The 24414-nt window shown below is 52.8% G+C and carries 24 protein-coding genes; 12 read left to right on the top strand and 12 right to left on the bottom strand.

Going from position 1 to position 24414, the window contains the following annotated elements:
* Nucleotides 1–4: 4 nt before the first annotated feature.
* A complete protein-coding gene (locus tag NEA10_RS19430) occupies nt 5–1396 on the bottom strand; it encodes an IctB family putative bicarbonate transporter (protein ID WP_252662991.1) in 1392 nt (463 codons plus the stop codon).
* 21 nt (nt 1397–1417) lie between these two features.
* Nucleotides 1418–1849: an RNA recognition motif domain-containing protein gene (locus NEA10_RS19435; RefSeq protein ID WP_252662992.1), complete on the bottom strand. Its 432-nt coding sequence runs from the start codon at nt 1847–1849 to the stop codon at nt 1418–1420.
* Nucleotides 1850–2655: 806 nt separating this feature from the next.
* Between NEA10_RS19435 and NEA10_RS19440 the strand changes: the two genes are divergently transcribed.
* Complete coding sequence (locus NEA10_RS19440; protein WP_252662993.1) at nt 2656–3540, top strand: hypothetical protein; 885 nt, start codon at nt 2656–2658, stop codon at nt 3538–3540.
* Here the strand turns inward: NEA10_RS19440 and NEA10_RS19445 are convergent.
* On the bottom strand, nt 3537–5228 hold the full coding sequence (locus NEA10_RS19445; protein ID WP_252662994.1) for a DUF3352 domain-containing protein: 1692 nt from the start codon (nt 5226–5228) through the stop codon (nt 3537–3539). The genes NEA10_RS19440 and NEA10_RS19445 overlap by 4 nt on opposite strands.
* Nucleotides 5229–5391: 163 nt before the next feature.
* Here NEA10_RS19445 and polA point away from each other — a divergent pair, with 163 nt between their 5' ends.
* Nucleotides 5392–8301, top strand: coding sequence for a DNA polymerase I (polA, locus tag NEA10_RS19450; protein WP_252662995.1), 2910 nt, complete (start codon nt 5392–5394; stop codon nt 8299–8301).
* A 141-nt stretch (nt 8302–8442) separates the two neighbouring features.
* Complete coding sequence (locus NEA10_RS19455) at nt 8443–9153, top strand: PHP domain-containing protein (protein ID WP_252662996.1); 711 nt, start codon at nt 8443–8445, stop codon at nt 9151–9153.
* Between the two features lie 80 nt (nt 9154–9233).
* On the opposite strand, the gene dxr is transcribed toward NEA10_RS19455, so the two are convergent.
* Nucleotides 9234–10421 (bottom strand): 1-deoxy-D-xylulose-5-phosphate reductoisomerase, encoded by a 1188-nt coding sequence (gene dxr / locus NEA10_RS19460; protein ID WP_252662997.1) that lies wholly within the window; start codon nt 10419–10421, stop codon nt 9234–9236.
* A 222-nt stretch (nt 10422–10643) separates the two neighbouring features.
* On the opposite strand from dxr, the gene carA reads away from it, so the two are divergent.
* From carA to NEA10_RS19485, 5 genes are all read left to right on the top strand, one after another.
* A complete protein-coding gene (carA, locus tag NEA10_RS19465; protein ID WP_252662998.1) occupies nt 10644–11798 on the top strand; it encodes a glutamine-hydrolyzing carbamoyl-phosphate synthase small subunit in 1155 nt (384 codons plus the stop codon).
* 132 nt (nt 11799–11930) lie between these two features.
* Nucleotides 11931–12281 carry an STAS domain-containing protein gene (locus NEA10_RS19470; protein WP_252662999.1) on the top strand — a complete coding sequence of 117 codons (351 nt, stop codon included), beginning with the start codon at nt 11931–11933 and terminating at the stop codon, nt 12279–12281.
* Nucleotides 12282–12390: 109 nt separating this feature from the next.
* Nucleotides 12391–12777, top strand: coding sequence for a Mini-ribonuclease 3 (locus NEA10_RS19475; protein WP_252663000.1), 387 nt, complete (start codon nt 12391–12393; stop codon nt 12775–12777).
* Between the two features lie 99 nt (nt 12778–12876).
* Nucleotides 12877–13863 (top strand): 23S rRNA (guanosine(2251)-2'-O)-methyltransferase RlmB, encoded by a 987-nt coding sequence (gene rlmB, locus NEA10_RS19480; protein ID WP_252663002.1) that lies wholly within the window; start codon nt 12877–12879, stop codon nt 13861–13863.
* Nucleotides 13864–14015: 152 nt separating this feature from the next.
* Nucleotides 14016–14297, top strand: a complete 282-nt coding sequence (locus NEA10_RS19485; RefSeq protein WP_252663004.1) for a DUF1816 domain-containing protein — start codon at nt 14016–14018, stop codon at nt 14295–14297.
* Here NEA10_RS19485 and NEA10_RS19490 read toward each other — a convergent pair.
* Both NEA10_RS19490 and NEA10_RS19495 read right to left on the bottom strand, forming a co-directional pair.
* The gene (locus tag NEA10_RS19490; RefSeq protein ID WP_252663005.1) at nt 14288–15121 is read right to left on the bottom strand and encodes an alpha/beta fold hydrolase; all 834 of its coding nucleotides are present in this window, start codon (nt 15119–15121) and stop codon (nt 14288–14290) included. The two genes, NEA10_RS19485 and NEA10_RS19490, sit on opposite strands and share 10 nt — an antisense overlap.
* 3 nt (nt 15122–15124) lie before the next feature.
* A complete protein-coding gene (locus NEA10_RS19495) occupies nt 15125–15583 on the bottom strand; it encodes an SRPBCC family protein (protein WP_252663006.1) in 459 nt (152 codons plus the stop codon).
* 587 nt (nt 15584–16170) lie between these two features.
* On the opposite strand from NEA10_RS19495, the gene NEA10_RS19500 reads away from it, so the two are divergent.
* A complete protein-coding gene (locus NEA10_RS19500) occupies nt 16171–17739 on the top strand; it encodes a mechanosensitive ion channel (RefSeq protein ID WP_252663007.1) in 1569 nt (522 codons plus the stop codon).
* Nucleotides 17740–17876: 137 nt separating this feature from the next.
* On the opposite strand, the gene NEA10_RS19505 is transcribed toward NEA10_RS19500, so the two are convergent.
* The 4 genes from NEA10_RS19505 to NEA10_RS19520 all read right to left on the bottom strand — a co-directional run bounded on the left by NEA10_RS19505 (nt 17877) and on the right by NEA10_RS19520 (nt 21298).
* Nucleotides 17877–18371, bottom strand: coding sequence for a hypothetical protein (locus NEA10_RS19505; protein ID WP_252663008.1), 495 nt, complete (start codon nt 18369–18371; stop codon nt 17877–17879).
* Between the two features lie 179 nt (nt 18372–18550).
* A complete protein-coding gene (locus NEA10_RS19510; RefSeq protein ID WP_252663009.1) occupies nt 18551–19135 on the bottom strand; it encodes a pentapeptide repeat-containing protein in 585 nt (194 codons plus the stop codon).
* Between the two features lie 102 nt (nt 19136–19237).
* On the bottom strand, nt 19238–20023 hold the full coding sequence (locus tag NEA10_RS19515; RefSeq protein WP_252663010.1) for a hypothetical protein: 786 nt from the start codon (nt 20021–20023) through the stop codon (nt 19238–19240).
* A 78-nt stretch (nt 20024–20101) separates the two neighbouring features.
* Nucleotides 20102–21298: a hypothetical protein gene (locus tag NEA10_RS19520; RefSeq protein WP_252663011.1), complete on the bottom strand. Its 1197-nt coding sequence runs from the start codon at nt 21296–21298 to the stop codon at nt 20102–20104.
* A 105-nt stretch (nt 21299–21403) separates the two neighbouring features.
* Between NEA10_RS19520 and NEA10_RS19525 the strand changes: the two genes are divergently transcribed.
* The 3 genes from NEA10_RS19525 to NEA10_RS19535 all read left to right on the top strand — a co-directional run bounded on the left by NEA10_RS19525 (nt 21404) and on the right by NEA10_RS19535 (nt 22433).
* Nucleotides 21404–21829, top strand: coding sequence for a DUF29 domain-containing protein (locus NEA10_RS19525; protein ID WP_252663012.1), 426 nt, complete (start codon nt 21404–21406; stop codon nt 21827–21829).
* A gap of 117 nt (nt 21830–21946) precedes the next feature.
* Nucleotides 21947–22150, top strand: a complete 204-nt coding sequence (locus NEA10_RS19530; RefSeq protein ID WP_252663013.1) for a hypothetical protein — start codon at nt 21947–21949, stop codon at nt 22148–22150.
* Nucleotides 22131–22433, top strand: a complete 303-nt coding sequence (locus NEA10_RS19535) for a PIN domain-containing protein (RefSeq protein WP_252663014.1) — start codon at nt 22131–22133, stop codon at nt 22431–22433. Before NEA10_RS19530 ends, NEA10_RS19535 begins: the two co-directional genes overlap by 20 nt.
* A 237-nt stretch (nt 22434–22670) precedes the next feature.
* On the opposite strand, the gene NEA10_RS19540 is transcribed toward NEA10_RS19535, so the two are convergent.
* A complete protein-coding gene (locus tag NEA10_RS19540) occupies nt 22671–23480 on the bottom strand; it encodes a DUF1822 family protein (RefSeq protein WP_252663015.1) in 810 nt (269 codons plus the stop codon).
* Nucleotides 23481–23607: 127 nt separating this feature from the next.
* On the bottom strand, nt 23608–24375 hold the full coding sequence (locus NEA10_RS19545; protein WP_252663016.1) for a hypothetical protein: 768 nt from the start codon (nt 24373–24375) through the stop codon (nt 23608–23610).
* Nucleotides 24376–24414 lie beyond the last annotated feature (39 nt).

Below are 24414 nucleotides of genomic sequence, written 5' to 3' on the forward strand. Positions count from 1 at the left end.
GAAATTAGGAGGGTTGAGAGGGTTGGGAACGGGGAGGTAGGCTGGGGTAAAAACTGGCAACCAGGGCGAGACAGAGCCACCAGAGGGTGTTGATTTGGGGACGATACCAGACCGTATCGACTAAGCCATGGGCCATAAACCCGGCTAGGCTGGCCACGGTGGCAATCAGGAAAAAGGCTTGGGGATTGGCTTGATGACGTAACCGTCGCAGTTGGATCAGGGCCTGCTGAACCGTCACCACTAATAACCAGATAAAGGCACTCAGTCCCACGAACCCAGTTTCTACGGTAATCTCTAACAGCACTGAATAGGCACTTAAGGCCGTGTAGCGGGGGCGCATATAGAGGGGATAGACCTGATTGAAGGCTTCGTTGCCGGGACCGATGCCTAAGATGGGATGGTCGCGAATCATCTGAAGCACCGATGTCCAGACGTTGATACGGAAGTTGTTGCTACTGTCGGCCCGGCCGATGAAGAGACTCGACACGCGATCGCGAACTGGGGGAACAGCGGTGATGGCAATGAGGACGACGGCAACGGTTCCCCCCAAAACTGTGGGAAGGGCCCATTTTTGCCAGGCTTGAGGCAAACGATCGCGCCAGCCATAGACGGCCAAGAGCACAAAGACAAATAGGGTGGCGGCCATGCCAATCCAGCCCCCCCGACTATAAGTCTGGAACAGAACCGTGCTATTCAACCCCAGCATCAACAGCGCCAACCCTTTACGGGGCCAACCTTCCCAGGCAAACACCGCCCCGAGACTCAGGGCGATCGCCGGGATCAGATAGCCGGCCAAGAGATTAGGGTTGCCTAAATAGCTATACACCCGCGTCACATTGGCTGAGGCGGAGGTGGGGTCAGTCCAGGTGGCGAGGGGGGCGGCCCCAAAGAACACTTGACGCATTCCATAGACACTCACCACCAGGGCCGTATGGAGGTAAATGGTAATTAACACTGAGCGCAGCTTGGTAGACCTCAACACCCGGGCAGCGAGGGCAAACACCACCAGAAACAGGGTCAATTTCACCCAGCCACGAACCGCCTGTTGAGGAACCCGTGAAAACGCTGTCGCTAAACTAGCCACTAGCCAATAGAGCCCGACGCCAATATGAATCGGGGTCAGGGCCAACTGACTATCATCAGACAGCAACAGGACCAGCAAAAATAAGGCACACAGGGCCAGGAGAACCCCAATTAGGGTTGTTGAAACGAAGGGAGCAAGAGCAAACAGAACACTCAACAGAACTACACCGAGACTGTCAGCCCATTGCATTAACCAACTTCCTGCTTTCCAGGCCCCCAGAGAACCGAACAGAAGACGGCAGCCGTAGCTACCGCTCTGCCAGCGTTGGGGTGACCATTGGGACAGGGTTAGCGATGTCCAAATATTGGTCATGGTCAAGACCCCAGCCAGGTTTTAAGAGTTTGTGGTTTGAGAGGCCAACATTTGCTTGAGTTTCGAGAGTTCATCAGCCCAACGGGGATCAGGTTGTGCGCTCTCGGAGCTAGAACTACGAGTCGATGAAGTGGAACGATTGCTGCGGTTACCCGAGGAACTGGGCTTGGCGGCCGGGGCGCTATCCGGTTTTTCCTTGCCTTTCTTACGAGGCATGGCTTTCTCGACTTTTAGGGCGCTCTCTTTAAACTCTTTGCCATTGAATGCTTCGACAATTTGGTCAGCTTGTTCGTCATTTTTGGCGGTGACGAAGCCAAAGCCCCGGCATTTTCCGGTTTTGCGATCGGTGATCACTTTCACGGACAACAGGTCGCCAGCGTCTTGGAAAAAGTTTTGTAATTCTTCCCGCTCAACATCTTTGGGCAAGTTACCGACATAAAGGCGAATAGACATAATGAGTAAACCTCTAAACTAAACCAACGTATTTGAATGAAAAATCTCGCTTTCAGCGGGGGACTTTGAACTGTCCTCTGGCAAATCACCGAGGGGCGAGGTCAAGTATCCCGAATCCTGCTGATTGTCTCTGAACCTGACAGATTTACTGCCATTTCCTTAGTTCCCTCCGTGACGGGTCAACCTGTGTCTGTCATTACCCTGGACAGTCTGCTGTAGCGTTAATTTTTGCTCATACATGAGGTTCGTCAGGTTGCAATGACTACTGTGAACGTTACGCTTGGCTTGTTAATCTGTTCCCCATGAGGGAGCTGTTTAGAACTCCAAGCCGTCACGGGCGGGCGGTGGGTATTGTCGTTAGGGGAGCATTCCGAAGTTGCGCTGGCAAGCCCTTCTCTACGGTATCACAGTTGTCCCATCAGACAAATCCGCGCTTCCCACCTCTGGGTCACGCCCCAGCAACCGCTGCCAAGGATATAACCTGCCAATGACACTGAACATAGCAAGGGCGACTTTCTATCCTAAAGGGATACGTCAGATTTGGCAATGGATGTTGGGGAATTGTACCACTGTTTGACAGATTGTTAAAAAGTGTAACAAAAAAAGTCAACTCCCGCAATCTGGACTATCGTGAAAAACTTCTGTATTTCCTAGGGGCGATCGCCCCCCAGATCCTAGACCCATGGGAGAGCGGTGGGCTGTGCAGGGGGGAGTCTTGACTGCTATAGTGAGGTCGCAGTGCTAACCCAGGTGGGCCAGCCAACCCGAAACCCGGCCACCAGTCATCTGGGGACTCCCCTTACCCTATGTCTCAAACGCCACCGCCGTCGGAAGATCAACAATCAGGACTGTTGCGATCGCTTCTCATCGGAGTCCTGCGTCGTCTCATCGCCCTCCTGGAACGTTGGCTAGTACGCCTGGAAACCCCAGAAGCGGCTGAGCCATTACCCCTCTGGCAAAATCCCTTACTTTGGCTAGGGACGATCGCCGCTGTGGGCCTGGCCCTGGTGGTGGTGCTTCCTCAAGGTGGCTCCCAACCAACGGAGATTGCCCGTCAACCGGCTCCGCTGGTCGAACCGACCCCTATCCCTGAACCCCCTCAAGTCCCAGTTTCCCCAGCCCCTAGCCTCGAAGACCCCGAACCCAGCCCCACAGCCCCGGAACCCCCAGCAGTGGCTGAAGCTCCAGAATTGGACGAATTGCCCGAACCCAGCCCCGAACCTAGCCCCGAACTCAGCCCCGAACCCTTACCTGAATCTCTCCCGGAACCGGCCCTAGAAGCCCCGACCCCTGAGCCCCGTCAGCTCACCCCAGAACAGCAACTGGTGGCGGCCGTGCGATCGCAAATTAGTGATGTGGCACGCCCCTATGAACGCTGTTACCGCTCCGGTCTCAACCTGACCCAACAAGAAAATTGCACCGACGAAAACCGCTTTGTCAAGCGTATCAGCGCCAACTTTGAGGCAGATTTATTACGGGTCGAAATTACCCCCCAATGGTATACCCTCGACGGACCAGAACGAACCCAGCTTGCCAATGGCCTCTGGACTAAAGCCCAACGACTGGATTTTAGCCATGTGGAAATTGTCGATGATCAGGGGATTTTAGTAGCTCGCAGTCCCGTCGTCGGCAATGATGTCATTATCCTGCGGCGATCGCGCTACCCCTCCCCAGGAGATGCTCCCAACTAGGGACGTCTGATTTTCACAAAAATGTCATAGCGACTGCTGCGTTCATCTTGAACACCGGCCCGCACCCCAATCGCTTCAACGGCATCCAAAACCCCCTGTTGTTCCGGAGGAAGCCGCAACAGGGGCAAGGGTAACGCCTCCTGCTCATCCTCCAAAATCGTTCCATCTAAGCCTAAAAAGAAGAGACCATGGCTGGGGTCTGGCTCTCGGGGAACCACATGACTAAACCGGGAACTGCGGGACAGTGCCAGGTCTGGCTGCGGCAACAACATCTGAGTGACTGGGGCCCCGATGGTAAAAAAGACCACGGAATCCCCCAGCCAACCATGGCTGACCTCCAGACCCTGACGGCGAGTATCCCAGGTGACCAAACGACGTTGGCCCAACTCTTCGACCTCCACATTGACCTCAAAGCCATAGCGATCTACCACCGCGCGATCGATCCGTCGGAAGAGCGTTTCCGTAGCTTCAGTATTCGTCGTTTCCGCCATCACCACCAAACTTCCGGGGAACGTGGTGTCATCATTACCCCGACTAGGAACCAATCCCAGGGCAAATTCTCCCGTCATCCAGTTAAGGAGTTCATTCTCTAAATTGACCCCAACTGTCTGTTGTAAAGCACTGCGAAACCAGGCCGAATTGAGAGGAATTAAGGGATTCGTTTGAGCATTCTGTAGATGATCTTCCCAGAGTTGCTGGAAATTCAACCCAGTCATGACCATTGTTGTCGAGTCGGGAAAGCGGTTAACTAGGGTCAGTGGAAGACGGCTCTCCACATCCAAGGTGATTTCACTGTCCGACTTGAGCCAAGATAGGGTATGAAAGCGAATGCCATCACTTTCAAGACCAATCGTGCTAGCAAGTCCCTGATGTTGCGGGTTCTCAATGGCCTCTGGGTTGAGAGGACGAGTTGAGTCTTCCGCTAAGACCGCCAGACCCCGGGGCACATTTAGGAAGACACTGGCCAAATCCGTCCCCGGCAAACCCTCCCAAGCTTGGTTATAGCCCGGAACCCTCAAGATGGAGCCATTATCGCGATAGGCATCAATGGCACGCATCACGGCACTCGGTTCTTGAGATAGCAGCACAAACCGCCGGTCAACCACCGCCAAAGTCTTGGGACGATTCAGGGCTTCTTCACTCAGGGGGTCATCAATCTGCGGTTCGTAAAGGGTGACGCCGCGATAGTTGCGCTCCTGTAACCCCAGTCCCCCCTCCAGTTGCGCCACTCGCGACTGTAAGCGACTAGCATTGCCAATGGGGACAATGAAGAGATTGGAGCGATCAGCTTGTAAGGCTTCCAGGGGAGTATCCGCACCAATCTCCGGTGCCGGAAGAACGGCGAGGGTGATGCGATCGCCCACCCAAGGAGCGATATCCTCCTCATAGGTCAGATCCGAGTTCCCTAAGATCCTCGTCTCCATCTCCTCCAACTGCTCCTGGAATAAGGCCTGACTCTCAGGAGTTCCATACTCCCGCAAGCGTTGCCATTGTCCCGAATTAGTGGAAATAGAAGCTGCCATCAGGGCATCCTCGGGCACTAACTCCGCCCCAACAATTAAACTCAGGTTCACCGGCCGCCGTAACACGAGGCTATAGACCACCCCCCCGCCAACAATTAGTAAGCCAACAACGGCTAGCGCTCTCCAGGGGGGGGATTTCTGACGAGTTTTCCGATAAGTTCTCATAGGGGTTTCAGGGGATCTTTCAGACCGCGATCGCAACCAAGGATAGAGAGTCTGAGGTGAATCGGTCTCAACGCATCTCAAACCCTGCTACTCTAGCAGGATTTTTCCAAGATGCGATCGCCCCATTCCGGACAAGGGGCCATTGAGACCAAATCAAGGCAAAATGGAAGAAAACCCCTGTTCTCGGAGAGTCCCCGTGTCCTCAGTCCTGCTTGTTGACGGTCATTCCCTCGCCTTTCGTGCCTATTACGCCTTTGCCAAAGGTCGTGAGGGCGGCTTGCGAACCTCCACAGGACTCCCCACCAGTGTGTGTTTTGGTTTCCTACGCTCCCTTCTCGATAGTATCGCCACCCATCAGCCCTCCGCCGTGGCGATCGCCTTCGACACCAGCACCCCCACCTTCCGCCATAAAGCCGACGTCACCTACAAGGCCCAACGAGCGGAAACCCCCGAGGACTTCATCCCCGATGTAGAAAACCTCAAAAAACTCCTGCAAGCCCTCAACTTTCAACTATTCACCGCCCCCGGCTACGAAGCCGACGATGTCCTAGGAACCCTGGCCCAGCAGGCCCAGCAACAGCAATATCCGGTCAAACTCCTCAGTGGTGACCAAGATTTATTCCAACTCATCGCCGAACATCCCCCCATCACCGTTCTCCATCTCGCCGGGGGCTGGGGACGCAAAAACGCCCGTCCCCAAGAGTTCCAGACCCCAGAAGTCCAAGAGAAACTGGGGATTCTCCCCCAGCAAGTAGTGGACTATAAAGCCCTCTGTGGTGATAGTTCTGATAACTTACCCGGCGTGAAAGGGATTGGCCCCAAAACAGCGGTGAAACTCCTAACAGATTATGGGTCCCTAGATGAAATTTACGCCCATCTGGAGGAAATTAAAGGCGCAACCCGCAAAAAGCTAGAAACGGGACGCGAGGCCGCCTATCACACCCAGTACATGGCTAAAATCTGCTGTGAGGTTCCCCTAGAGGTCAACTGGGAGCAACTTCAACTACGGGGATTTGACCCTCAACAGGTCTTACCCCTCCTCGAACAACTAGAATTACACTCCCTCCGCAACAGCCTAGAACAACTCCAAACCCAACTCGGAGGACCCCTGACCACAACGGCGACTCAGCCATCCCAGGAGACTCCAGAGGATACCAGCTTTTGGACTTGGCAGGATACCCAAACTAGCCAACCCCCTGAAGAGTCGCGGTTACAGCCCCAGATTATCGACAGCGATGCCAAACTCGACCAACTTCTAGAACACCTGAAGACTCATAGCGATGCCAATTCTCCCGTGGCTTGGGATACAGAAACCACCAGTACCAAGGCCATCGAAGCCGAGTTAGTGGGATTAGGCTGTTGTTGGGGAGACGGTCCCCGGGACTTAGCCTATATTCCCCTGGGTCATCATCAGGGGCAACAGTTGGCTGCTGAACCGGTGTTAGAGCGGTTGCGGCCCCTGTTAGAGGGCGATCGCTATCCCAAAGTCTTGCAAAATGCGAAATACGATCGCCTAGTGTTACGCCGTCAGGGTATCCAGTTACAGGGGGTGGTGTTTGATACCCTCCTAGCCAGCTACGTCATCAACCCAGAAACCACCCACAACCTCACCGATTTGGCGCTGCGTTATCTAGACTTAACGGTCAGTAGTTTTAAGGACATTGTCCCCAAAGGCAAAACCATGGCCGATGTCTCCATTCCCGTGGCGGCCCACTATTGCGCTGAGGATGTCCATGTCACCTATCGCCTGGTGGCCCAATTACGGCAGCATCTCCAGGATACCCCCTCCCTCGATGACCTCTTTAAGGAGGTTGAACTGCCCCTAGAACCGGTCTTAGCCGAGATGGAGTGGTTGGGGATTCGTTTGGATATTGACTATCTCCAGCAACTCTCCCAGCAGTTGGGACAACAGTTGCAGCAGTTGGAACAACAAGCCTATGAGTTGGCTGGGGAGTCCTTTAACCTCAACTCCCCCAAACAACTGGGAGAGATTCTCTTTGAACGGCTGGAGTTAGACAAGCGCAAAACCACTCAAACCAAAACCGGGAACTACTCCACCAATGCCAAAGTGTTGGAGAAGTTACAGGGAGACCATCCCATTGTGGATGTGATCCTGGAATATCGCAGTCTCGCCAAACTCAAGTCGACCTATGTGGATGCCCTACCGGAACTGGTGCAGGCCGATGAGGAGCAAGCCCCCCGCATCCATACGGACTTCAATCAAACCATCACCGCCACCGGCCGGCTCTCCTCCTCCAATCCCAATTTACAGAATATCCCCATCCGTACCGAGTTTAGCCGTCAAATCCGCAAAGCCTTTTTACCCCGCCAGGGTTGGACGCTTGTCACCGCTGACTATTCCCAAATCGAGTTACGGATTTTGGCCCATCTGAGCCAAGAACCGATTTTGCTGGAAGCCTATAATACGGGCCAGGATGTTCACCGCCTGACGGCGCAACTCCTCTTTGAGACCTCCGAGATTTCCCCAGAGGAGCGACGCTTGGGGAAAACTATCAATTTTGGCGTGATTTACGGCATGGGGGCGCAACGCTTCGCCCGAGAGGCGGGGGTTAGTATCTTAGAGGGACGAGAGTTTATTGACCGCTATAATAGCCGCTATTCTCGGGTATTTGAGTATTTACAGCAGATGAAACGGGAGGCGATCGCCCGAGGCTATGTGGAAACCCTCTGTGGCCGCCGTCGTTACTTTAACTTCGAGTCCCCCAGTCTGCGGAAACTCCAGGGAACCGCTCCCGACAGCATTGATTTGGATCACCTCAACAAACTCAGCCTAGCCGACTCTCAAGCCCTGCGGGCGGCGGCCAATGCCCCAATTCAGGGGTCGAGTGCCGATCTGATTAAAATCGCCATGGTTAAGTTACATCAGGTCTTGGGCGATCGCGCGGCGCGAATTTTACTGCAAGTTCATGATGAACTGGTCTTAGAAATGCCCCAGGAGGAATGGCAGTCCCTAGAATTGACCATCCGAGAGACCATGGAATCCGCTCTCAAATTGAGTATCCCCCTTAAGGTTGATATTCACGCTGGGGAGAATTGGATGGAGGCTAAATAAGAGAAAATACCTAGAGTTTCCCCATCTTGATTAGTAAACCTGAGGTCAGGGGTTCACTTTTCCAATCAGAATTTGATGACTTTTTCTGTCACTTTTCCTAAACATTGTTACAATAAGTAAACTTCTAGACATTAACTGCTTATGCTTGTCTATCAGACCCACTTGGCGACATCCGATAGACCTGCCGCACAAGACACGCGGACGCTCTGTACTCTATTCAATCAACTCACGGCTGAGAGTTGTCCGCGCCATTACAACTTCCACATGCACTCGGTCTATTCCGATGGTCGTTTGCGCCCCGAAGCCATCATGGAGCAGGCGGTGACCCTAGGTCTGAAGGGGTTAGCGATTACCGACCATCACAGTGCTGACGGCTATCGTCAGGCCCAGCGTTGGCTCGACGACTGGAAACAGTCTCTCCCCGACGCTCCCACTCCTCGTCTGTGGACTGGCGTAGAAATCAATGCCGACCTTATGGGAGCTGAGGTTCACATCCTCGGCTACGGCTACAACCCTGACCACCCGGTCATTCAACCCTATCTCCAGGGGGAAAAAGTCCAAGGAGCCGCCTTTGGAGCCCAACAGGTGATTGACTCCATTCACGCCGCCGGAGGACTCGCTGTGCTGGCCCACCCCGCTCGCTACCGCAAATCCGCCAGTAAACTGATTCCCCAGGCGGCTAAACTGGGCATCGATGGTTCTGAAGCCTATTACTCCTATAACAACCCCGATCCCTGGGTTCCCAGCCCCAAGGAAACGGCCCAAGTCCAAAAACTCAACGCCGCTCATGGTCTCTATAGCACCTGCGGAACGGACACCCACGGACTGAGTCTACTGCGGCGAATGTCCTAACTGATCGTCTCTCTCTCCCCCCTCGTGACTTGGCTGAGGGCCAAGTCACGCCGGGGGAGGCTCAACCTCCCGAACTCCGCTTAAGCCAACACCGTTTTAGCCGTCAGGGACTCCGCCGCCTCCCGAACCGCCTGGCGAGCCCAATCATCGGCCGCTAAAATATCATCTAAACTGGGAGTGGCTTTATTCTGGGCACGATGGCGATCGCACACTCGTTCAATCAAGCGGGGAATATCCAAAAACTGCACCTGTTCATCCAAGAACAGAGCCACCGCCTGCTCATTCGCCGCATTCAACACCGCCGTCATCGAGCCACCCTCTCGTCCGGCCTGGTAGGCTAATTCCATACAGGGATATTTCTGATGGTCCGGTTCCCGGAAGGTTAAATCCCCAGCTTTCACCAAATCAAAGGGTTCTAAGGGAGTCGGGATTCGCTCCGGATAGGACAGAGAATAGAGCAACGGTAAACGCATATCCGGCCAGCCCAACTGAGCCAACACTGAGGTATCCTGCAACTCAATGAGGGAATGAATAATGCTCTGAGGATGAACCACGATATCAATATCATCGTAATCTAAGCCAAAGAGATAATGAGCTTCAATCACTTCTAAGCCCTTATTCATCAACGTCGCCGAATCCACCGTAATTTTACGCCCCATAGACCAGTTGGGATGAGTAATGGCATCGGCCACCGTCACCTCAGACAGACGTTCCACCGGCCAATCCCGGAATGCCCCCCCAGAGGCCGTGAGAATAATCCGTTTCAATCCTGCCTCGGGAACCCCTTGTAAACATTGGAAAATCGCTGAATGTTCCGAATCCGCCGGGAGCAGTTTAACCCCATGTTTTTCCAGTAACGGATTCACCACCGGTCCCCCAGCAATGAGGGTTTCCTTATTCGCCAGGGCAATATCTTTCCCCGCCTCGATGGCCGCCAGCGTTGGCAGTAAGCCAGCACAGCCCACAATTCCCGTCACTACCGCTTCCGCATGGCCATAACGAGCCACTTCAATAACGCCATCTTCCCCCGCTAAAATCTCAGGTTGGGGATCAAGATCGGCGATCGCCTCCCGTAATTGAGGGAGTTTTTCAGAATTGCGAATCGCCACAATCTTGGGTTTAAACTGACGCACCTGTTGCGCCAATAACTCTACATTATTCCCCGCCGCAATCCCCACCAACTCAAAGCGATCAGGATGAGTGGCTACAATATCGAGGGTTTGCGTCCCAATTGAACCCGTTGATCCCAATAGTGTGATAGCTTTCACAATAATTAATCTTCGATCCCTAGCGTCTTAAGAGCAGTATCTCATAGAAGAAGGGGCAAGAGGCAAGAGGCATAACCCACCCCTGCCCCTCCCAGGAGGGGAAGGCAAGAGGGTCATGAGCAAAATGCGATCGCACCCTCACCAAATTGCCAAAATCCTCTACCCCCTTAGCCCCCGACTCGTGGCATAATAGCGCCGATCGACTCAATTACCCGCACAGCCATGCCCATCTCAGGCGCTCAACCCGCACTCCTTGTCCTCGCCGATGGTAGTCATTATCAAGGCTACTCCTTCGGTGCTACCGGAACGGCCATCGGTGAAGTCGTCTTCAATACCGGAATGACCGGGTATCAGGAAGTTTTAACCGATCCCAGTTACTGTGGTCAGTTGATTACCTTTACCTATCCCGAACTGGGGAATGTTGGGGTGAACCCCGATGATGAAGAATCGAATGGCCCGGTTGCTAAGGCGGCGATCGCCCGTAATATCTGTCACCGTCCCAGTAACTGGCGCTCAACTCAATCTTTGCCTGATTATCTCAAAGAACATGGGATTCCCGGCATCTATGGCATCGATACTCGCGCGTTAACCCTGAAACTGCGTTCCTCTGGGGCCATGAATGGGGCCGTCTCCACGGAAATCCTCGACCCTGAAGCCCTGTTGATGCAAGTCCAGTCGGCCCCGAGTATGGCGGGACTCAACTTAGTTCCGGAAGTCTCCACCAATACAGTTTATGAGTGGCAGGAACCGACGCCGGAAATTTGGGAGTTTGGCCCGAAAGCACAACCGGGAGAAGACCCCTACACCGTCGTTGCGATTGATTTTGGCGTTAAGCGCAATATCCTTCGCCGTCTGGCTAGTTATGGCTGTCGGGTGATTGTGGTTCCTGTGAGTACCTCCCCCGAGGAGATTCTCAGCTACAACCCTGATGGTATTTTCCTCTCCAATGGTCCCGGAGACCCGGCAGCGGTGAAAGATGGAGTCGCGACGGTCAAATCTCTGCTGAATGCTGAAAAACCCATGTTTGGCATCTGTATGGGCCACCAAATTCTCGGACAAGCCATTGGCGGTGAAACCTTTAAACTCAAGTTTGGCCACCGGGGCCTCAATCAACCCTGTGGCTTGAGCCAACAGGTGGAGATTACCAGTCAGAATCACGGTTTTGCCATTGATGCTGAATCCTTGAGTGGCGAGTTGGAGGTGACTCACGTTAATCTCAACGATCGCACCGTGGCCGGATTGCGTCATAAACAACTGCCCTTGTTCTCGGTGCAATATCACCCAGAAGCCAGTCCTGGCCCCCATGATGCCGATTATCTGTTTGGTCAATTTGTGGAGTCGATGCGTCAGGCCCGACAAGCCACGGCATCGGTTTAAGCCTTCAGGGCCCCCGGAAATTCGCCATTATTCCGATGCGGCCCTAGACAAACCCAGAGATACAGCCTATACTGAGGCGTTAACTCAAGGTATACGTGACACGAGGAGGACGCTATTCCTGAGCCACTCAACTTGACCGTTAGCCTACGAGGCACAAGAGACGTCAAAGGAAACTACCAGTTGTTCCGACTCACGGGGCTGCTTGATGCGTTCTCGGAGCCGAACTTCCAGAAAGTTCTTAGCAAATGTATCGATGAAGGTCCGGCCAATGTGATCCTAGACCTCTCGAAGATTGATTTTGTCGATAGCTCCGGTTTGGGCGCACTGGTGCAGTTAGTTAAACGGGCGCAAACTGCTAAAGGAACTTTGCAGGTGGTGACGAACCCGCGAGTCACACAAACCGTCAAACTGGTGCGATTAGAAAAGTTCCTATCCCTACAGGGTTCGGTGGACGAGGCGATCGCCAACGTCTCCAAGTCCTGACAGCGTATTGATAGGTCGGCGAGCCGTGGCGCCCTTGAGCAAAACGGCTCGTTATTCTGTTTTTTGTATGGTGTTGAGGTCAATTGGAGCTGTGTTTGAGGAGGTTGGGTTGCTACAGAAGTCGTTAACGCCCCAGCAACTACGGCAACTTTCACCCACCTCTCTGGCCTATGTGGGGGATGCGGTGTATGAGTTATATGTCCGCCAACGATATTTGTTTCCTCCCCGACGGACTCATCGCTATCATCAACAGGTGGTGGCTCAGGTCCGGGCGGAACGCCAGGCTGAGCAACTTCGCTTGATTCAACGGGATTTGACGGATGAGGAACGAGATGTGATTCGCCGGGGACGCAATGCAACGACTCGCCCCCCCAAACGCCTCGATCCCAAAATCTATCAGGAGGCCACGGGCTTAGAGGCTTTGATTGGCTATCTTTATTTAACGGACTCGGAGCGTTTGTTTGAACTCCTCAGCCGCTTCAATTTTGAGGATTAAGTCTTAGGAAAAGAGTCCCTAGACTTAGGGCAATGACTCCTAGGCTCGCCCTACCATATTTTTTTAAGTTTGTCAACTTTTGTTGTTCACAGAACCACTATGACTCCCAAACCCCGTAAATCCTCTCGCAAACCTGGCTCTCGGTCAGGATATTCTGACAAACCCCGCTTTGCCAAGAAATCTAAGGGGTCTTCCGGTCCGAACCGTGAGAACCGCTATGACAACCGCCGTGACAATCGCTATGACAACCGCCGCCCCCAGGGAGAGCGGGATGAGTCTAGGGTGGCGGTGTCCTCAGAGGGAGAGAACAGCCTAGAAGACCGGGATCTCATCTATGGTCGCCATACGGTTTTAAGCGCCTTAGAGGGCGATCGCCGGCTACATCGGGTTTGGATTTCCGACCAATTGCGCCATGCGCCTCGCTTCCATACCCTCCTCAGTCAAGCCAAACAGCGGGGAACGGTTGTTGACGAAGCCTCCTATAAACAACTCGATCGCCTGGCCGATGGTGGAAACCACCAGGGAGTCATTGCCCAGGTGGCCCCCTATGAGTATTGGCATATTGCGGATCTGATTCAACAGGCCAAAACCGTGAGCGATCGCCCGGTCATCATTATTAGTGACGGGATCACCGATCCCCATAACTTAGGCGCCATTATTCGTACCGCCGAAGCCATTGGCGCTCAGGGGTTGGTGGTTCCCCAACGGCGAGCGGCGGGGGTCACCTCGACGGTGATGAAAGTGGCCGCCGGAGCCATTGAAAAATTGCCAGTTGCCCAAGTAGTTAACCTAAGCCGAACCTTAGAAACCCTAAAAGAAGAAGGGTTTTGGATTTATGGTCTCTCAGAACAAGCGGATTCTGTCATCAGTGAGGTTGAATTTGACCGGGCAACTGTGTTAGTGATGGGGGCAGAGGGAGATGGCTTATCTCTGTTAACCCAACGTCACTGTGACCAGCTTGTGTCCATCCCCCTAGCCGGGAGTACCCCGAGTCTCAACGTTTCAGTCGCGGCGGGAATGGCACTCTATGAAATCTATCGTCAACGTTGGTCGAATCGACTACAGCTCAAAAATTGGGGATCGTAGTAGTATCGAAGTGTAATCGTCTAACCCCGATAAAACCGAGGTCTTGGGCGTTGCATAAACGCAACGGGCAGAGTATAAAGAACTGTAAAGTCATTGGATCGCCTCTGTTGGGTTCACGATCTCAACTATCAATCAACAAACGGGCAAATGTCATGAAGGAACTTCTAATTAACATTCTCCACCTCGTCGGTCTCGCCTGCTGGGTCGAGATTCGTACAGACCAGCCCCAATGCACCTACTACTTTGGGCCCTTCCTGTCTCAGAAGGATGCCAACCTGGCTAAAGTCGGCTATATCGAGGATTTAGAAGCTGAGGGAGCGCAAGGCCTCCAAGCCCGGGTTGGACGCTATAAGCCCTCGGAACTCACCATTTTTGATGAGCCGATTGAACTACCGAAATCTCCCCCAAAGCCGGCCTTTAGCGGTCAAATGTAGCCGAGGGCTTGGCGTTCAGGGTGTGTCAGCCAAGTCAGGATATCCTGACGAACTAAATGGGGAACTTCCCAAGGAAATAGGTGCGCGGTTTCTTCGTAAACCCTCACATCGCAGTGGGGAAGAAGCCGCGCGGTTTCGTGACTTGAAGCTGGGGTGATATGGCGATCGGCCTCTCCGATGAGCCAGAGACAGGGACAGTGAAGTTGTGACAGTTGAGAACGACGGTCATAGCCACCTTGCAAGGCCTGAGAGAGGGCCCGGCGGGCTAGGGGGGTGGTTCCCAGGTAGGCGGAAATCCCTTCTCGGGCCAGATAGCGATAGACCGCTGGGATTTGACGGCTGACGAGGTAGCGAAAGAGCGATCGCCGTCCCCAATGGTCAATAATCCATTGACGACCGGGCAACAGCGCATTACTAATCCCCGCCAAGGCTGAATAGGCCAACATGGCCCGGGACACCGGGGGATGGTCACTGCGAGGACGAGCGGCTGTGGCCACGCCGATAATCCCCAACACTTGCTCAGGATGCCTCAAGGCCAGTTCTAGGGCCAGGATACCCCCTAAGGACCAACCGAGCAGCCAGAATTGATGGAGATTGAGACGAGTTAGGAGTGCCTCTAGGTCTTCTAGGTGTGCCTCCATGGAAAAGGGGGTTGAGGTATGACTGCGACCATAGCCCCGTAAGTCGGGACTGATGGTGCGATAGTGGGGGGAGAGGGCATCGGTGAAGACGGAGAGACTCTGACTGTTACCGGGATGGCCATGGAGACAGAGAATCGGCATCCCCTCGCCGCGAATGTCTGCATAGAGGTCGATGGCTGCCATGATTTAGACTCCCTGACGGTAGGTGCGCTCCGCAACTCGTTTCAGACGGCGTAGTTGTGCCTGCATGTCCTCCCGCGTCCAGTTGGCGGCGACGCGATCGAAGCCAAAAGCGATGATGGGGTTCGGGATGGTGAATTCAAAGCGGTTTAGGAGTAGGGTTCCTTCGATTTGGGGCTGACATTCCCAGCGATCGCGTCCCAGAAAGAAGCCTTCAAAGGACCAGACAATTAATCCCGGTTCTCGTTCGACGATGCGACTGATGAGGCTGGGTTTGAGGAGGGGGATTTGAATCACAAAACGGGATTGAGCGCCAAGACGGTCATCCCACTCACCAATGGGTTCACAGCGTAAGGCGGGATTGAGCCAACTGTGCATTAACTGCAAATCCGTTAGACAGTGTTCCACGGTGGTGGCGCTGGCACGGATGTAAATGGACTGTTCAAAAACACGACTTAAAGACATTCAAGCTTCACAAACCGGGTGCAAGGTTGGGGAACTAGACGAAGACGAATGGGCGATACATAATTCTAACGTTCTTTCGGGACTTGAGTTTAGCTTAGAAGGGTGTCTTGTCTGGTTTGGCAACTGATGGGAGGTTATCGCGAAGCTGGGCGATCGCCCCTAGGTTATCTTGAGAGGATATCCTGACGCAACCCGGCTGGGATTGCCTCTATGTGTATCTTTTACTGGCGATATGCCAATAAAGCTACCTTTTAAAGCAAGCTCAGACAAAACCGCGAAAAACTAGGATGAATCGGATTATTTCTGTAGGATGTTTGCAAGTGCTGCTGATTACGGCAACATAGCTATGATAGTTTTGCGTTATCAGTCGTGAATCTGACGACTGAAGCCAACTCTACTTTAGTGTGACGGTTCATCTGGAACGTTGTCCCCTGTTGGCCGCCACCCTTGATTTCATCTGTCGTTATACGGAGGGCGCATCGGACTACAGGAGTCTCCATTACCGTTTGGGGTAGGGGATAGACTAAGTTGCGATCGCGTCATAACCAAGTATGCTAGACCTCTGGTCTTTAAACTCATCAGGCGAGGTGATACCTCGTCTCCTTGCCCAGGTGGACGGTGACCTACCGGACGCCTTTGCCAATTTCTGGGATCGTATTACTGGGACTCTAGGAGACTTTATTCCCAGTATTATCGGGGCGATCGCCATCCTGATCCTATTTTGGATTGTGGCAACCATCGCAGCCAGTGCCATCAAGGCCCTGTTGCATCGGACTGATATTGACAATAAAATTGCCGGCTGGCTCACAGGTAACGAAACCAGTGACTTTCCCATCGAAACCTGGGCGGCAAAAATTGTCTATTGGATTATCCTGCTGTTGGGGTTACTGGCGTTTTTCAACGTCTTGAACCTGGACATCGTCTCAGCCCCCCTGGCCGGATTCCTAGGAGAAATCTTTGACTACCTGCCACGGATTGCCGCCGCTGCGGTGCTGCTGATTGTGGCTTGGGCCCTCGCCACCCTCTGTAAAGTCCTCCTCAACAAAGGACTCGAAGGCTTCCGTCTTGATGAACGTTTAGCAGAACAATCGGGAGGCTCTAGCCCCTTTTTAGTGAATGAAGCCTTAGCCAATATCCTCTATTGGTTCATCATTCTCCTCTTTCTGCCGATTATTCTCGACACCCTCGGTTTGCAAGGCTTACTGCAACCCCTGCAAGCGATGGTTGAGAGAATTCTCTCCTATCTGCCGCAAATCCTCACCGCGATCGCCATTGGAGTCATTGGCTGGTTGATTGCCCGAGTGGTGCGGGGTATTGTGACGAACCTGCTGTCGGCTACGGGGGTTGATAACCTCGGCTCTCGCTTAGGCTTAGGACAGATGGGGGGAATGTCCCTATCTGGGGTGATTGGCACCTTCGTCTATGTTTTGGTGTTAATCCCCATCGCCATTGCGGCCCTGGATGCCCTGCAAATTGCAGCCATATCTGGCCCAGCGATTTCCATGTTGCAGCAAGTCTTAGACTTCCTGCCTCAACTGTTTACGGCGGCGTTAATCATCGCCATTTCCTTCTTTGTGGGACGCTTGGTGTCCGAGTTCGTCACGAACTTACTCACCAGCATGGGCTTCAACAACATCTTCTCGGCCTTAGGGATTAACCCCCCTCCCCGTAGCCCCGAGGAACCCGGTGCGATGACTCGCTTCCAGGGAGGCCGGACTCCGTCCGAGTTTGTCGGTATTATTCTCTGGGTGGGCATTGAGCTATTTGGCATCATTGCCGCTGTGGATGTTCTGGAAATTCCGGCCCTGAACACGATTGTTTCTGGGTTACTGGTGATTTTCGGTCAGATTCTGGCTGGACTCGTCGTCTTAGGGATTGGTCTCTATTTAGCCAATCTGGTGTACAACTTGATTGTCGGCTCCGGTTCTGCCAATTCCCGATTACTGGGACAGGTAGCTCGGGTTGCCATTATCGTGTTTGTGGTGGCGATGGCCCTGCAACAGATGGGTATTGCGCCGGATATCGTGAATCTGGCCTTTGGCTTACTGTTGGGTGCATTGGCCGTCGCGATCGCCCTGGCCTTTGGCTTAGGCGGACGGGATGTGGCAGCGGAGAAAATCCGTGAGTTCCTGGCATCGTTCCAGCAACGGCAATAAGTTTTAGGGTGAGAAAGGTGTTTTGCTTTTCTTATCGTTATAGAACCTTTGGGGTAGTAGTTTACTACCCTTTTTTGATGGCGGGGGAACCACGGAGTCACAGAGGACACGGAGAGGGAGAGGGGGAGAGAGGATTGTTAGAGGACGTTGGGCTGTTGGGCTAATGATTTCTGGAGTGAATCGTCTCCTTGGCAGAGTTCCCACAACATGGCTTGGCCGTCCAGGATGAAAAAGACAGATTCCTGACCTAAGTCCATGAGAATCTGGGTCATCCAGGCTTCGAGCCGTGGCTGAATCTGTTTTAAGCCAAAGTCTGTTGTCCAAACCTCGATTTCATAGATGACTTCCTCGACGACTCCGACATGGTCGCTGTGATAATAGCCGCGATGTTGTTTGCAGAGGGTTCCTCCGCATAATTGACAAAGGTCTTGATTGATTTGATGCACGAGGTCGGAGGTATCGATGGGCTGATTAACCTCTACAGTTGTGGGAATCAAGAGACGCAGAGAATGGGTTAGGGTTTGGCGAATGTTGAGTTGCATCATGGGGGAGAAGAGGATAGAGAGAACCACGGAGTCACAGAGGACACAGAGGGAAGAGTTCGCCTTCCGGGGTAGGATGTGTTCCGGCATCAGTAAAGGCTATGACTTAGACCCATCGATTTAAACTTGCCGGAACGCATCGCTTAAGCCGGTTATTGTCGCGAGTTCGCCCTCCGGGGTAGGATGTGTTCCGGCATCAGTAAAGGCTGTGCCTAAACCCATCTATTCAAACTTGCCGGAACGCATCTTAAGCCGTTTATGGTCGGGAGTTATTCGGCATGGTTTTCTTGTTTAACGCCGGATTTAGAACGCCACCAACCTTGACGAATCACCCGAGTTCCTGCGGGTAATCGCAACATCGTTAATGTGGTTGCCCCGAGAATGCCTCGACCGATATTTGCCCCTTCTAAATTGCTATAGGAGAGATTCACATTCTGCAAGGTCGCTTTGGCTAAGTTTGCGCCTCGTAAATCCGCCCAGGCCAGGTTTGCACCTCGTAACTTGGCATGGGATAAATTCATGTTTTCTCCATGGACTCCGCTAAAGTTACAGCCCACCAGGTTGGCTTTATAGAAGTTGCTTTCTGCTAAAAAAGCCCCACCGAAATTTGTTCCCTTCAGACAAGTTTCCTGAAAGTTAGCGTGGAGAAGAGAACTTTGGCTAAAATCACAACTCCGCAATTCACTGTTGCTGATGACAACATAACTTAAATCTAAGTCCCTCAGATTGGCATTGGTCACTTTGATGGCATGAAAATTTTTGACGCCTTGCTGAAGCTGTTTTAAAAAGTTGTCCGCCGTAATCTCTCGTTTGGGTTCATCAGATTCCAGAAGATTTTGCATGAGGTCAAACATGATACTTTGGACTCCTAAATGAATTGAATGGGGAGGGGATTTAGCTCTCGCCCTCCCGACGAGATATTGACCCAGAAGATTGGGGTTTTTATGCAAGTTGGCTTAATTGGGAAATGACCCCCAAAATTGGGGGACTTTGCGGCTGATGTTGGCTCGTAAACGGGGGATTAAGTCGGCACAGATGACCTGTAAATCGTCGATGACAGTCTCTAAAGCCGCTAGTTCGAGTTCAGAGAGTTGAGGATTGCGGGTTGGACGGAGCAACCGTTGCAGCACTGGGGGACGGAATTTCTCACGGATGCTGGCCAGGCTATAGCGGAGGTCGTTGACGCGCTTGATGGTGTCGCAATAGCAGGAGGCGAATCCTTCCTCCAGGCCGGGTTCTCGGGGATCGGGATGTTCGCGGGCCATGGCCATCAGCAGGTCGATGGGTTCCATGAGCGATTGCACTGATTCCCGTAAGCTCGACTTGTCCTCTAAACCGGGAGTTTGACCCGATAGCACCCCCTGGCTGAATGAATCAAATGCTCGGGCTAGTTCGGCAATATTGGCGTTTAATCTGCTCTCGACCTCATTTAAGTCATGTAAGAGGACTTGCGCCTGTTTGGGGCTAATCAGTTGGCGACGATAGGCCAGACGAGCAATTTCAGCAATTTGGGGAATCGCCTCGTAGTTCCCCGTTTCCCGGGCCTGTTGGCCATAGCGACGGAGAAGGGTGCGATCGCTCACGGGCTGAGGATGGGGAGACTCTACGGGGGTAAGATGGGGAGGTGTTACCCGGAGTGGCGTTTGAGTGGGGTTTTGACGAACTTGCATGGGGATAACCTTTCGATCACTCATGGGATTGAGGAAGTGGCGATCGCCCCCCGAGGACAGGGTAAACTCCATAGAAGGGGTAGAGGGGGGAGATAGGGCGATCGCCGAGTCACTGACATAACCCAGGAGAGGCTAGGATTTATGCAAAACTCAAGAATTTTCTCCAGAACCGTCATCCGCCGCACGAATCCAAGCCTCAACTTGCGCCTGAATCGCCTCACTCACCAACTCATCCCGGGACATCTGCACATCCTGGCGTTGTGCATGGGCCAGAGTTAGCCAGCAGGCGATTCCACTGGTGACGACGGAGAGGAGGAAGAAGAACAGCGGAAACCCTAAACTGGCCACATCCAGACTGAGGACTTTCTGATAGAGACTCACCACCGCCAAGCGGACAATTTCCGTTCCTGACGTCAACTCATAGTCCTCATTAAAGTGGCGTGCAAACGCTCCGGGTAGATGCTGTTGCAGGAATAAGACATCATCCCCAAGTTGCTGACGCTGAGCCAGTTTTTCCCCCCAGGCTTGCTGGGCCTCCTCCTTAATCGCTTGGGCCTGGCGTTCCAGGCGGAAGACTCGTTGTTGCAGAGGGAGATTTTCCAGGGGAACCTGACTCCAATCGCGATCGCGTTCTCCCCAAGTTCCATAGAGTTGCACATGGAGAGTATCCCAATTGGGGTTCTCCCGAGGAATCCCGGCGAACTCCCCTTGTAACTGCTGAAATTCCCGCTGTGCGGCTTGCAAGGCTTCACTGGTGGCGGGAATGGTTTGCAAGTTCTCCGTTTGACGTTCGATTTCCTCCCGGGCCTTCAACTCCGCTAAATAGGGACGATTGTTCATCGCTTCCATCCCCACCCCAGCCGCGAAGGATTGCAGCACACTCATAGCAATCATAGCCGCCGCGCCGGCCTTGGCCCAGCTTTGGTTCCCGTACTTGCGGCCCGCCACGGCGGTTCCGTTGTCGTTGGTGAACTTAATCAGCAAGAGATTGAGGGTTAAACTGGCCAAAATGGCGGCGGTTCCTCCGAAGTCTTTGAAGGCGAAGAAGAGGAGGGGTTGGTTGGTGATGGCGTTGAAGAGACTGGCGACGCTAATCACCCGCGCGGTGAGATTAGAATGGTCTTGTAACTCTGGGGTGACATAGACGCGGCCATGAAAGTCTTGGGGATTGGCCAGGATGAGGTTTTGGAGAAAGCGAACCGGTGAGACGACGTGCTTAAGGCGCTTTTCCCAGAGTCGAGGGGGTTGTGGCGGCTGGTTGAGTTCCGGGTGAGATTCCCGTAGGTTTTCGGCGATGTACTTGGCTTCCGTTGGGAGGTTGGGGGGTTGGGTTGATTTGAGTTCCATCGGTTACTCCAATTGAGGTGTTGCGTCGGCTGACATGGGAGTAACCCTTGGGGGAGGGGTTTTTATGCAGATGTTTGGTAAATCTAGTCTGGAGAAGCTGGCCCGATGAGTGAGTACGAGTTAGACTTTTATCAATGGACCCAAAGCCAAAGTGCGATGCTGCGATCGCGCCAGGTTGAGAATCTCGACTGGGATCACCTCGCTGAAGAACTCGAAAGCATGGGGAAACGGGAACGACGGGAACTCATCAACCGTTTAGGGATTTTATTGGCGCATCTCCTGAAATGGAGATATCAACCGGAACGACGCCGTGCATCTTGGCAAGCCACCATCGCCGTTCAGCGACAAGATATTGAGGAGTTATTGGAGGATAATCCCAGTTTAAAGTCTTATTTGGTGGAGGGATTTGAACGGGGATATCGTAAAGGTCGATTATTGGCGATCGCGGAAACCCATTTACCACCCTCCACCTTTCCCAGTGAACCTCCTTTCACCCTCCAAGAGGCGTTGGAAACAGAATTTAAGCCATAACATCACGGTAGGGGGTGTGGCGGCTTCGCTCATGTTGATGCCAATTTAGGGAATGAAGATTGACGAGTTTTGTGAATTTATTTAAAATCAATGTGAGGGATTTTATCAATCAATGCCATGATTCGATTTACGGCTAAGGTGGAGCAAGGTAAAATTGTGATTCCCGAGGAGTATCTCGGTCGGGTTGGGGAAGATGTCATTAAAGTGACGATTCAGCCTAAATCATCTCGTTTGCTGGATCGTCTTGCTGAACAGCCTTTGGCTGCGCCAGGATGGCGTGAGTTGTCACGAGATGAAACCCATGAGCGATTTGATGGATAAAAATTTTATTGACTCTAATATTTGGCTCTATCGACTTCTTGACGACCCAAAACTAGATCCTCAAGATTATCAATCAAAAAGGCTCATCGCGATTGATTTAACTCAGCCTAGCGATCGCAGTCTTGTGATTAGTACTCAAGTGATTACTGAAACCTGTGCAGTTCTGAAACGAAAAACCCAAATTACCAATGAGGAGATTTTAGAGAAACTGCCGCCACGCACCGAGGGGATGGCTGGGGTTCCCGAGGCGATGCGTTCCGGCAAGTTTGAGAGAGTCGGTTAGGGGTTAAACACCCTGAATGCCGGAACACATCCTACCGCTACCATGGGATTTTTGTGTCAGAAACGGTAGGGTGTGTGGCGGCTTCGATCGCTTTTGGACTATGGAAACTCGATTGAAACTGCCGCCACGCACCGAGGGGATGGCTGGGGTTCCCGAGGCTTGTAAGGGCATAACCCACCCCTAACCCCTCCCAGGAGGGGATTTTTCGCCCCTACCATCAATGGGTTAACCGATACCCTAACCTAAATCCTCTCGTAAGGATTGAAACAGGCGTTTGAGGATGTCTCGTAACTCCATCCGATCGCCCTCCTCAGAATCGTCTTCCCTGAACGCTAACTCACGGCTAGCGTCCTGGCCGACGGACTGATACATCAAATTTTCCAATTCCTGGGCCGCTGTTTCCACCCGTATATTCTCAATCTCCTCCAACAAAAACGCCCGTTCCAGTTGCGCGATCGCCCCTTGGCGTTGCGCCTCAGACCATTGGCCATGACGAGTCCAATAGGCTTGTAAATCCGATAACAACGCCTCATCTAAAAGAGGATTAGCCAGTTCCAATAAATCCAGTAACGCCTCCGTCGATAATAACTCCTCCCGTTCAACCGTCAGTTCCGGGAACTCCGTTTCTACCGCAGGCGTAAAACCAACAATCGTTCCCCAGGTGTTTTGCGGATTCACTTGAACCGCAATATAAGCGATACGATCGCCCAACGCCACCTGTTCCGGAATCTCCAACGCCTCAGCTTCCGCCGCTAGGGGTATACATTCAACAATCCCCAAACAGCGATCGCCCTCAAACACCTCCAACTCCGCAAAATCCGTCAACACTTGTAAAACCGGGTTCCAAACACTGCTGGCTTCCCAATCACAATCATAGCCAAAGCGGTTGAGATAGCGGGCCACCACCCAAACAGTGATCGCCCGAGGACGAAGTTCCGCCGCCTGTTCCGCTGACAGCGGCCTACATAAATCATTGAGTTTCTCATGAATCCGAATCGGAATCGGAATCAGTTGTCCAAACTTTTGTTCAAATTGTTCCGTCGTCATAATGTTCCTCTGGGTTGAATACCGTTAATCGAATGATAAATCCATAGGGGCGAACCGCAAGAGATGCGCCCTAGACAGGGTTAACTGGAAGCAAACCAGAAAACCCTGCACAACCAATCCCAACACATCAACAAAGTCGCTCACCCATTTCCGCTAACAAAGGACGAATCGTTCGACTCCAAGCACCATTCATCACCCCAGGAGACACATTAAACTCCTCAGCTAACTGTTTTAGCGTCCATTTTTCCCCACAAGACGCATAATCATAAATCCGGAGTAACACCGACTGAACCGTAATCGGGGGTGGGGGAGTTTGGCGGACAAAATTAGTTGTTAAAACCCCCGTCGGGTCTAACTCAAACTCTTGGCGAACCTTCTCCAAGCGGCTGGGTTCATCATCAGCTTGAGCCATCTCTCCCGCCTCCAGGGGAGTCTCCTGAATCAAATCCTTCCGTTCCTGACGCTTATCCTCATAAGTCCCCTTACAGTTGATATTCCAGAGCGTCAGGGGGCTAGCATCTCCCTTATCGGGGTCGTAGGCTTTCTCCTCCGCCGTCCCCGAACCGCGAATATCGCCATGAATTTTCCGTTTAATATAGTCCCAAGCGTCAATCGAAGCCTCCACATAGAGTAAATCCTCCTCATAGTGGGGCGGATAGCCGCGCCAAAAACATTCCTTGGGTGCGTTCATCATCATGTTTAATCCTTCTCGTCGTAATCGTTTACATTCTTCCGGTGACTCCGCCTGTAAAGCTCGGCGAAAAATATCCTTGAGTTGCTCATGAATCTCCGGGGGACACTTGTCTTCATGGGTCATGTCGGCGGTCCTCGACTGGGGTGAACTACTCATAGTTTGCCCCATCTCTTGACCCATTGACCGCTCAAATTTATCCATGATTTCACCTCTTTAAACTTGACAAAACGTGCAATTTAT

Origin of the sequence: Phormidium yuhuli AB48, from assembly GCF_023983615.1 — a bacterium.
GTDB lineage: Bacteria > Cyanobacteriota > Cyanobacteriia > Cyanobacteriales > Geitlerinemataceae > Sodalinema > Sodalinema yuhuli.

Excerpts from the sequence above, each read along its gene's own strand:
- NEA10_RS19505 (WP_252663008.1), bottom strand. The coding sequence starts at position 18,371 with ATGCCGGAACACATCCTACCCCGGAAGGCGAACTCTTCCCTCTGTGTC.
- NEA10_RS19530 (WP_252663013.1), top strand. The coding sequence starts at position 21,947 with ATGATTCGATTTACGGCTAAGGTGGAGCAAGGTAAAATTGTGATTCCC.
- NEA10_RS19515 (WP_252663010.1), bottom strand. The coding sequence starts at position 20,023 with ATGGAGTTTACCCTGTCCTCGGGGGGCGATCGCCACTTCCTCAATCCC.
- polA (WP_252662995.1), top strand. The coding sequence starts at position 5,392 with ATGGAAGAAAACCCCTGTTCTCGGAGAGTCCCCGTGTCCTCAGTCCTG.
- NEA10_RS19535 (WP_252663014.1), top strand. The coding sequence starts at position 22,131 with ATGAGCGATTTGATGGATAAAAATTTTATTGACTCTAATATTTGGCTC.
- NEA10_RS19510 (WP_252663009.1), bottom strand. The coding sequence starts at position 19,135 with ATGTTTGACCTCATGCAAAATCTTCTGGAATCTGATGAACCCAAACGA.
- rlmB (WP_252663002.1), top strand. The coding sequence starts at position 12,877 with ATGACTCCCAAACCCCGTAAATCCTCTCGCAAACCTGGCTCTCGGTCA.
- NEA10_RS19485 (WP_252663004.1), top strand. The coding sequence starts at position 14,016 with ATGAAGGAACTTCTAATTAACATTCTCCACCTCGTCGGTCTCGCCTGC.
- carA (WP_252662998.1), top strand. The coding sequence starts at position 10,644 with ATGCCCATCTCAGGCGCTCAACCCGCACTCCTTGTCCTCGCCGATGGT.
- NEA10_RS19520 (WP_252663011.1), bottom strand. The coding sequence starts at position 21,298 with ATGGAACTCAAATCAACCCAACCCCCCAACCTCCCAACGGAAGCCAAG.
- NEA10_RS19445 (WP_252662994.1), bottom strand. The coding sequence starts at position 5,228 with ATGAGAACTTATCGGAAAACTCGTCAGAAATCCCCCCCCTGGAGAGCG.
- NEA10_RS19440 (WP_252662993.1), top strand. The coding sequence starts at position 2,656 with ATGTCTCAAACGCCACCGCCGTCGGAAGATCAACAATCAGGACTGTTG.
- NEA10_RS19455 (WP_252662996.1), top strand. The coding sequence starts at position 8,443 with ATGCTTGTCTATCAGACCCACTTGGCGACATCCGATAGACCTGCCGCA.
- NEA10_RS19525 (WP_252663012.1), top strand. The coding sequence starts at position 21,404 with ATGAGTGAGTACGAGTTAGACTTTTATCAATGGACCCAAAGCCAAAGT.
- NEA10_RS19545 (WP_252663016.1), bottom strand. The coding sequence starts at position 24,375 with ATGGATAAATTTGAGCGGTCAATGGGTCAAGAGATGGGGCAAACTATG.
- NEA10_RS19495 (WP_252663006.1), bottom strand. The coding sequence starts at position 15,583 with ATGTCTTTAAGTCGTGTTTTTGAACAGTCCATTTACATCCGTGCCAGC.
- NEA10_RS19490 (WP_252663005.1), bottom strand. The coding sequence starts at position 15,121 with ATGGCAGCCATCGACCTCTATGCAGACATTCGCGGCGAGGGGATGCCG.
- NEA10_RS19430 (WP_252662991.1), bottom strand. The coding sequence starts at position 1,396 with ATGACCAATATTTGGACATCGCTAACCCTGTCCCAATGGTCACCCCAA.
- NEA10_RS19540 (WP_252663015.1), bottom strand. The coding sequence starts at position 23,480 with ATGACGACGGAACAATTTGAACAAAAGTTTGGACAACTGATTCCGATT.
- NEA10_RS19435 (WP_252662992.1), bottom strand. The coding sequence starts at position 1,849 with ATGTCTATTCGCCTTTATGTCGGTAACTTGCCCAAAGATGTTGAGCGG.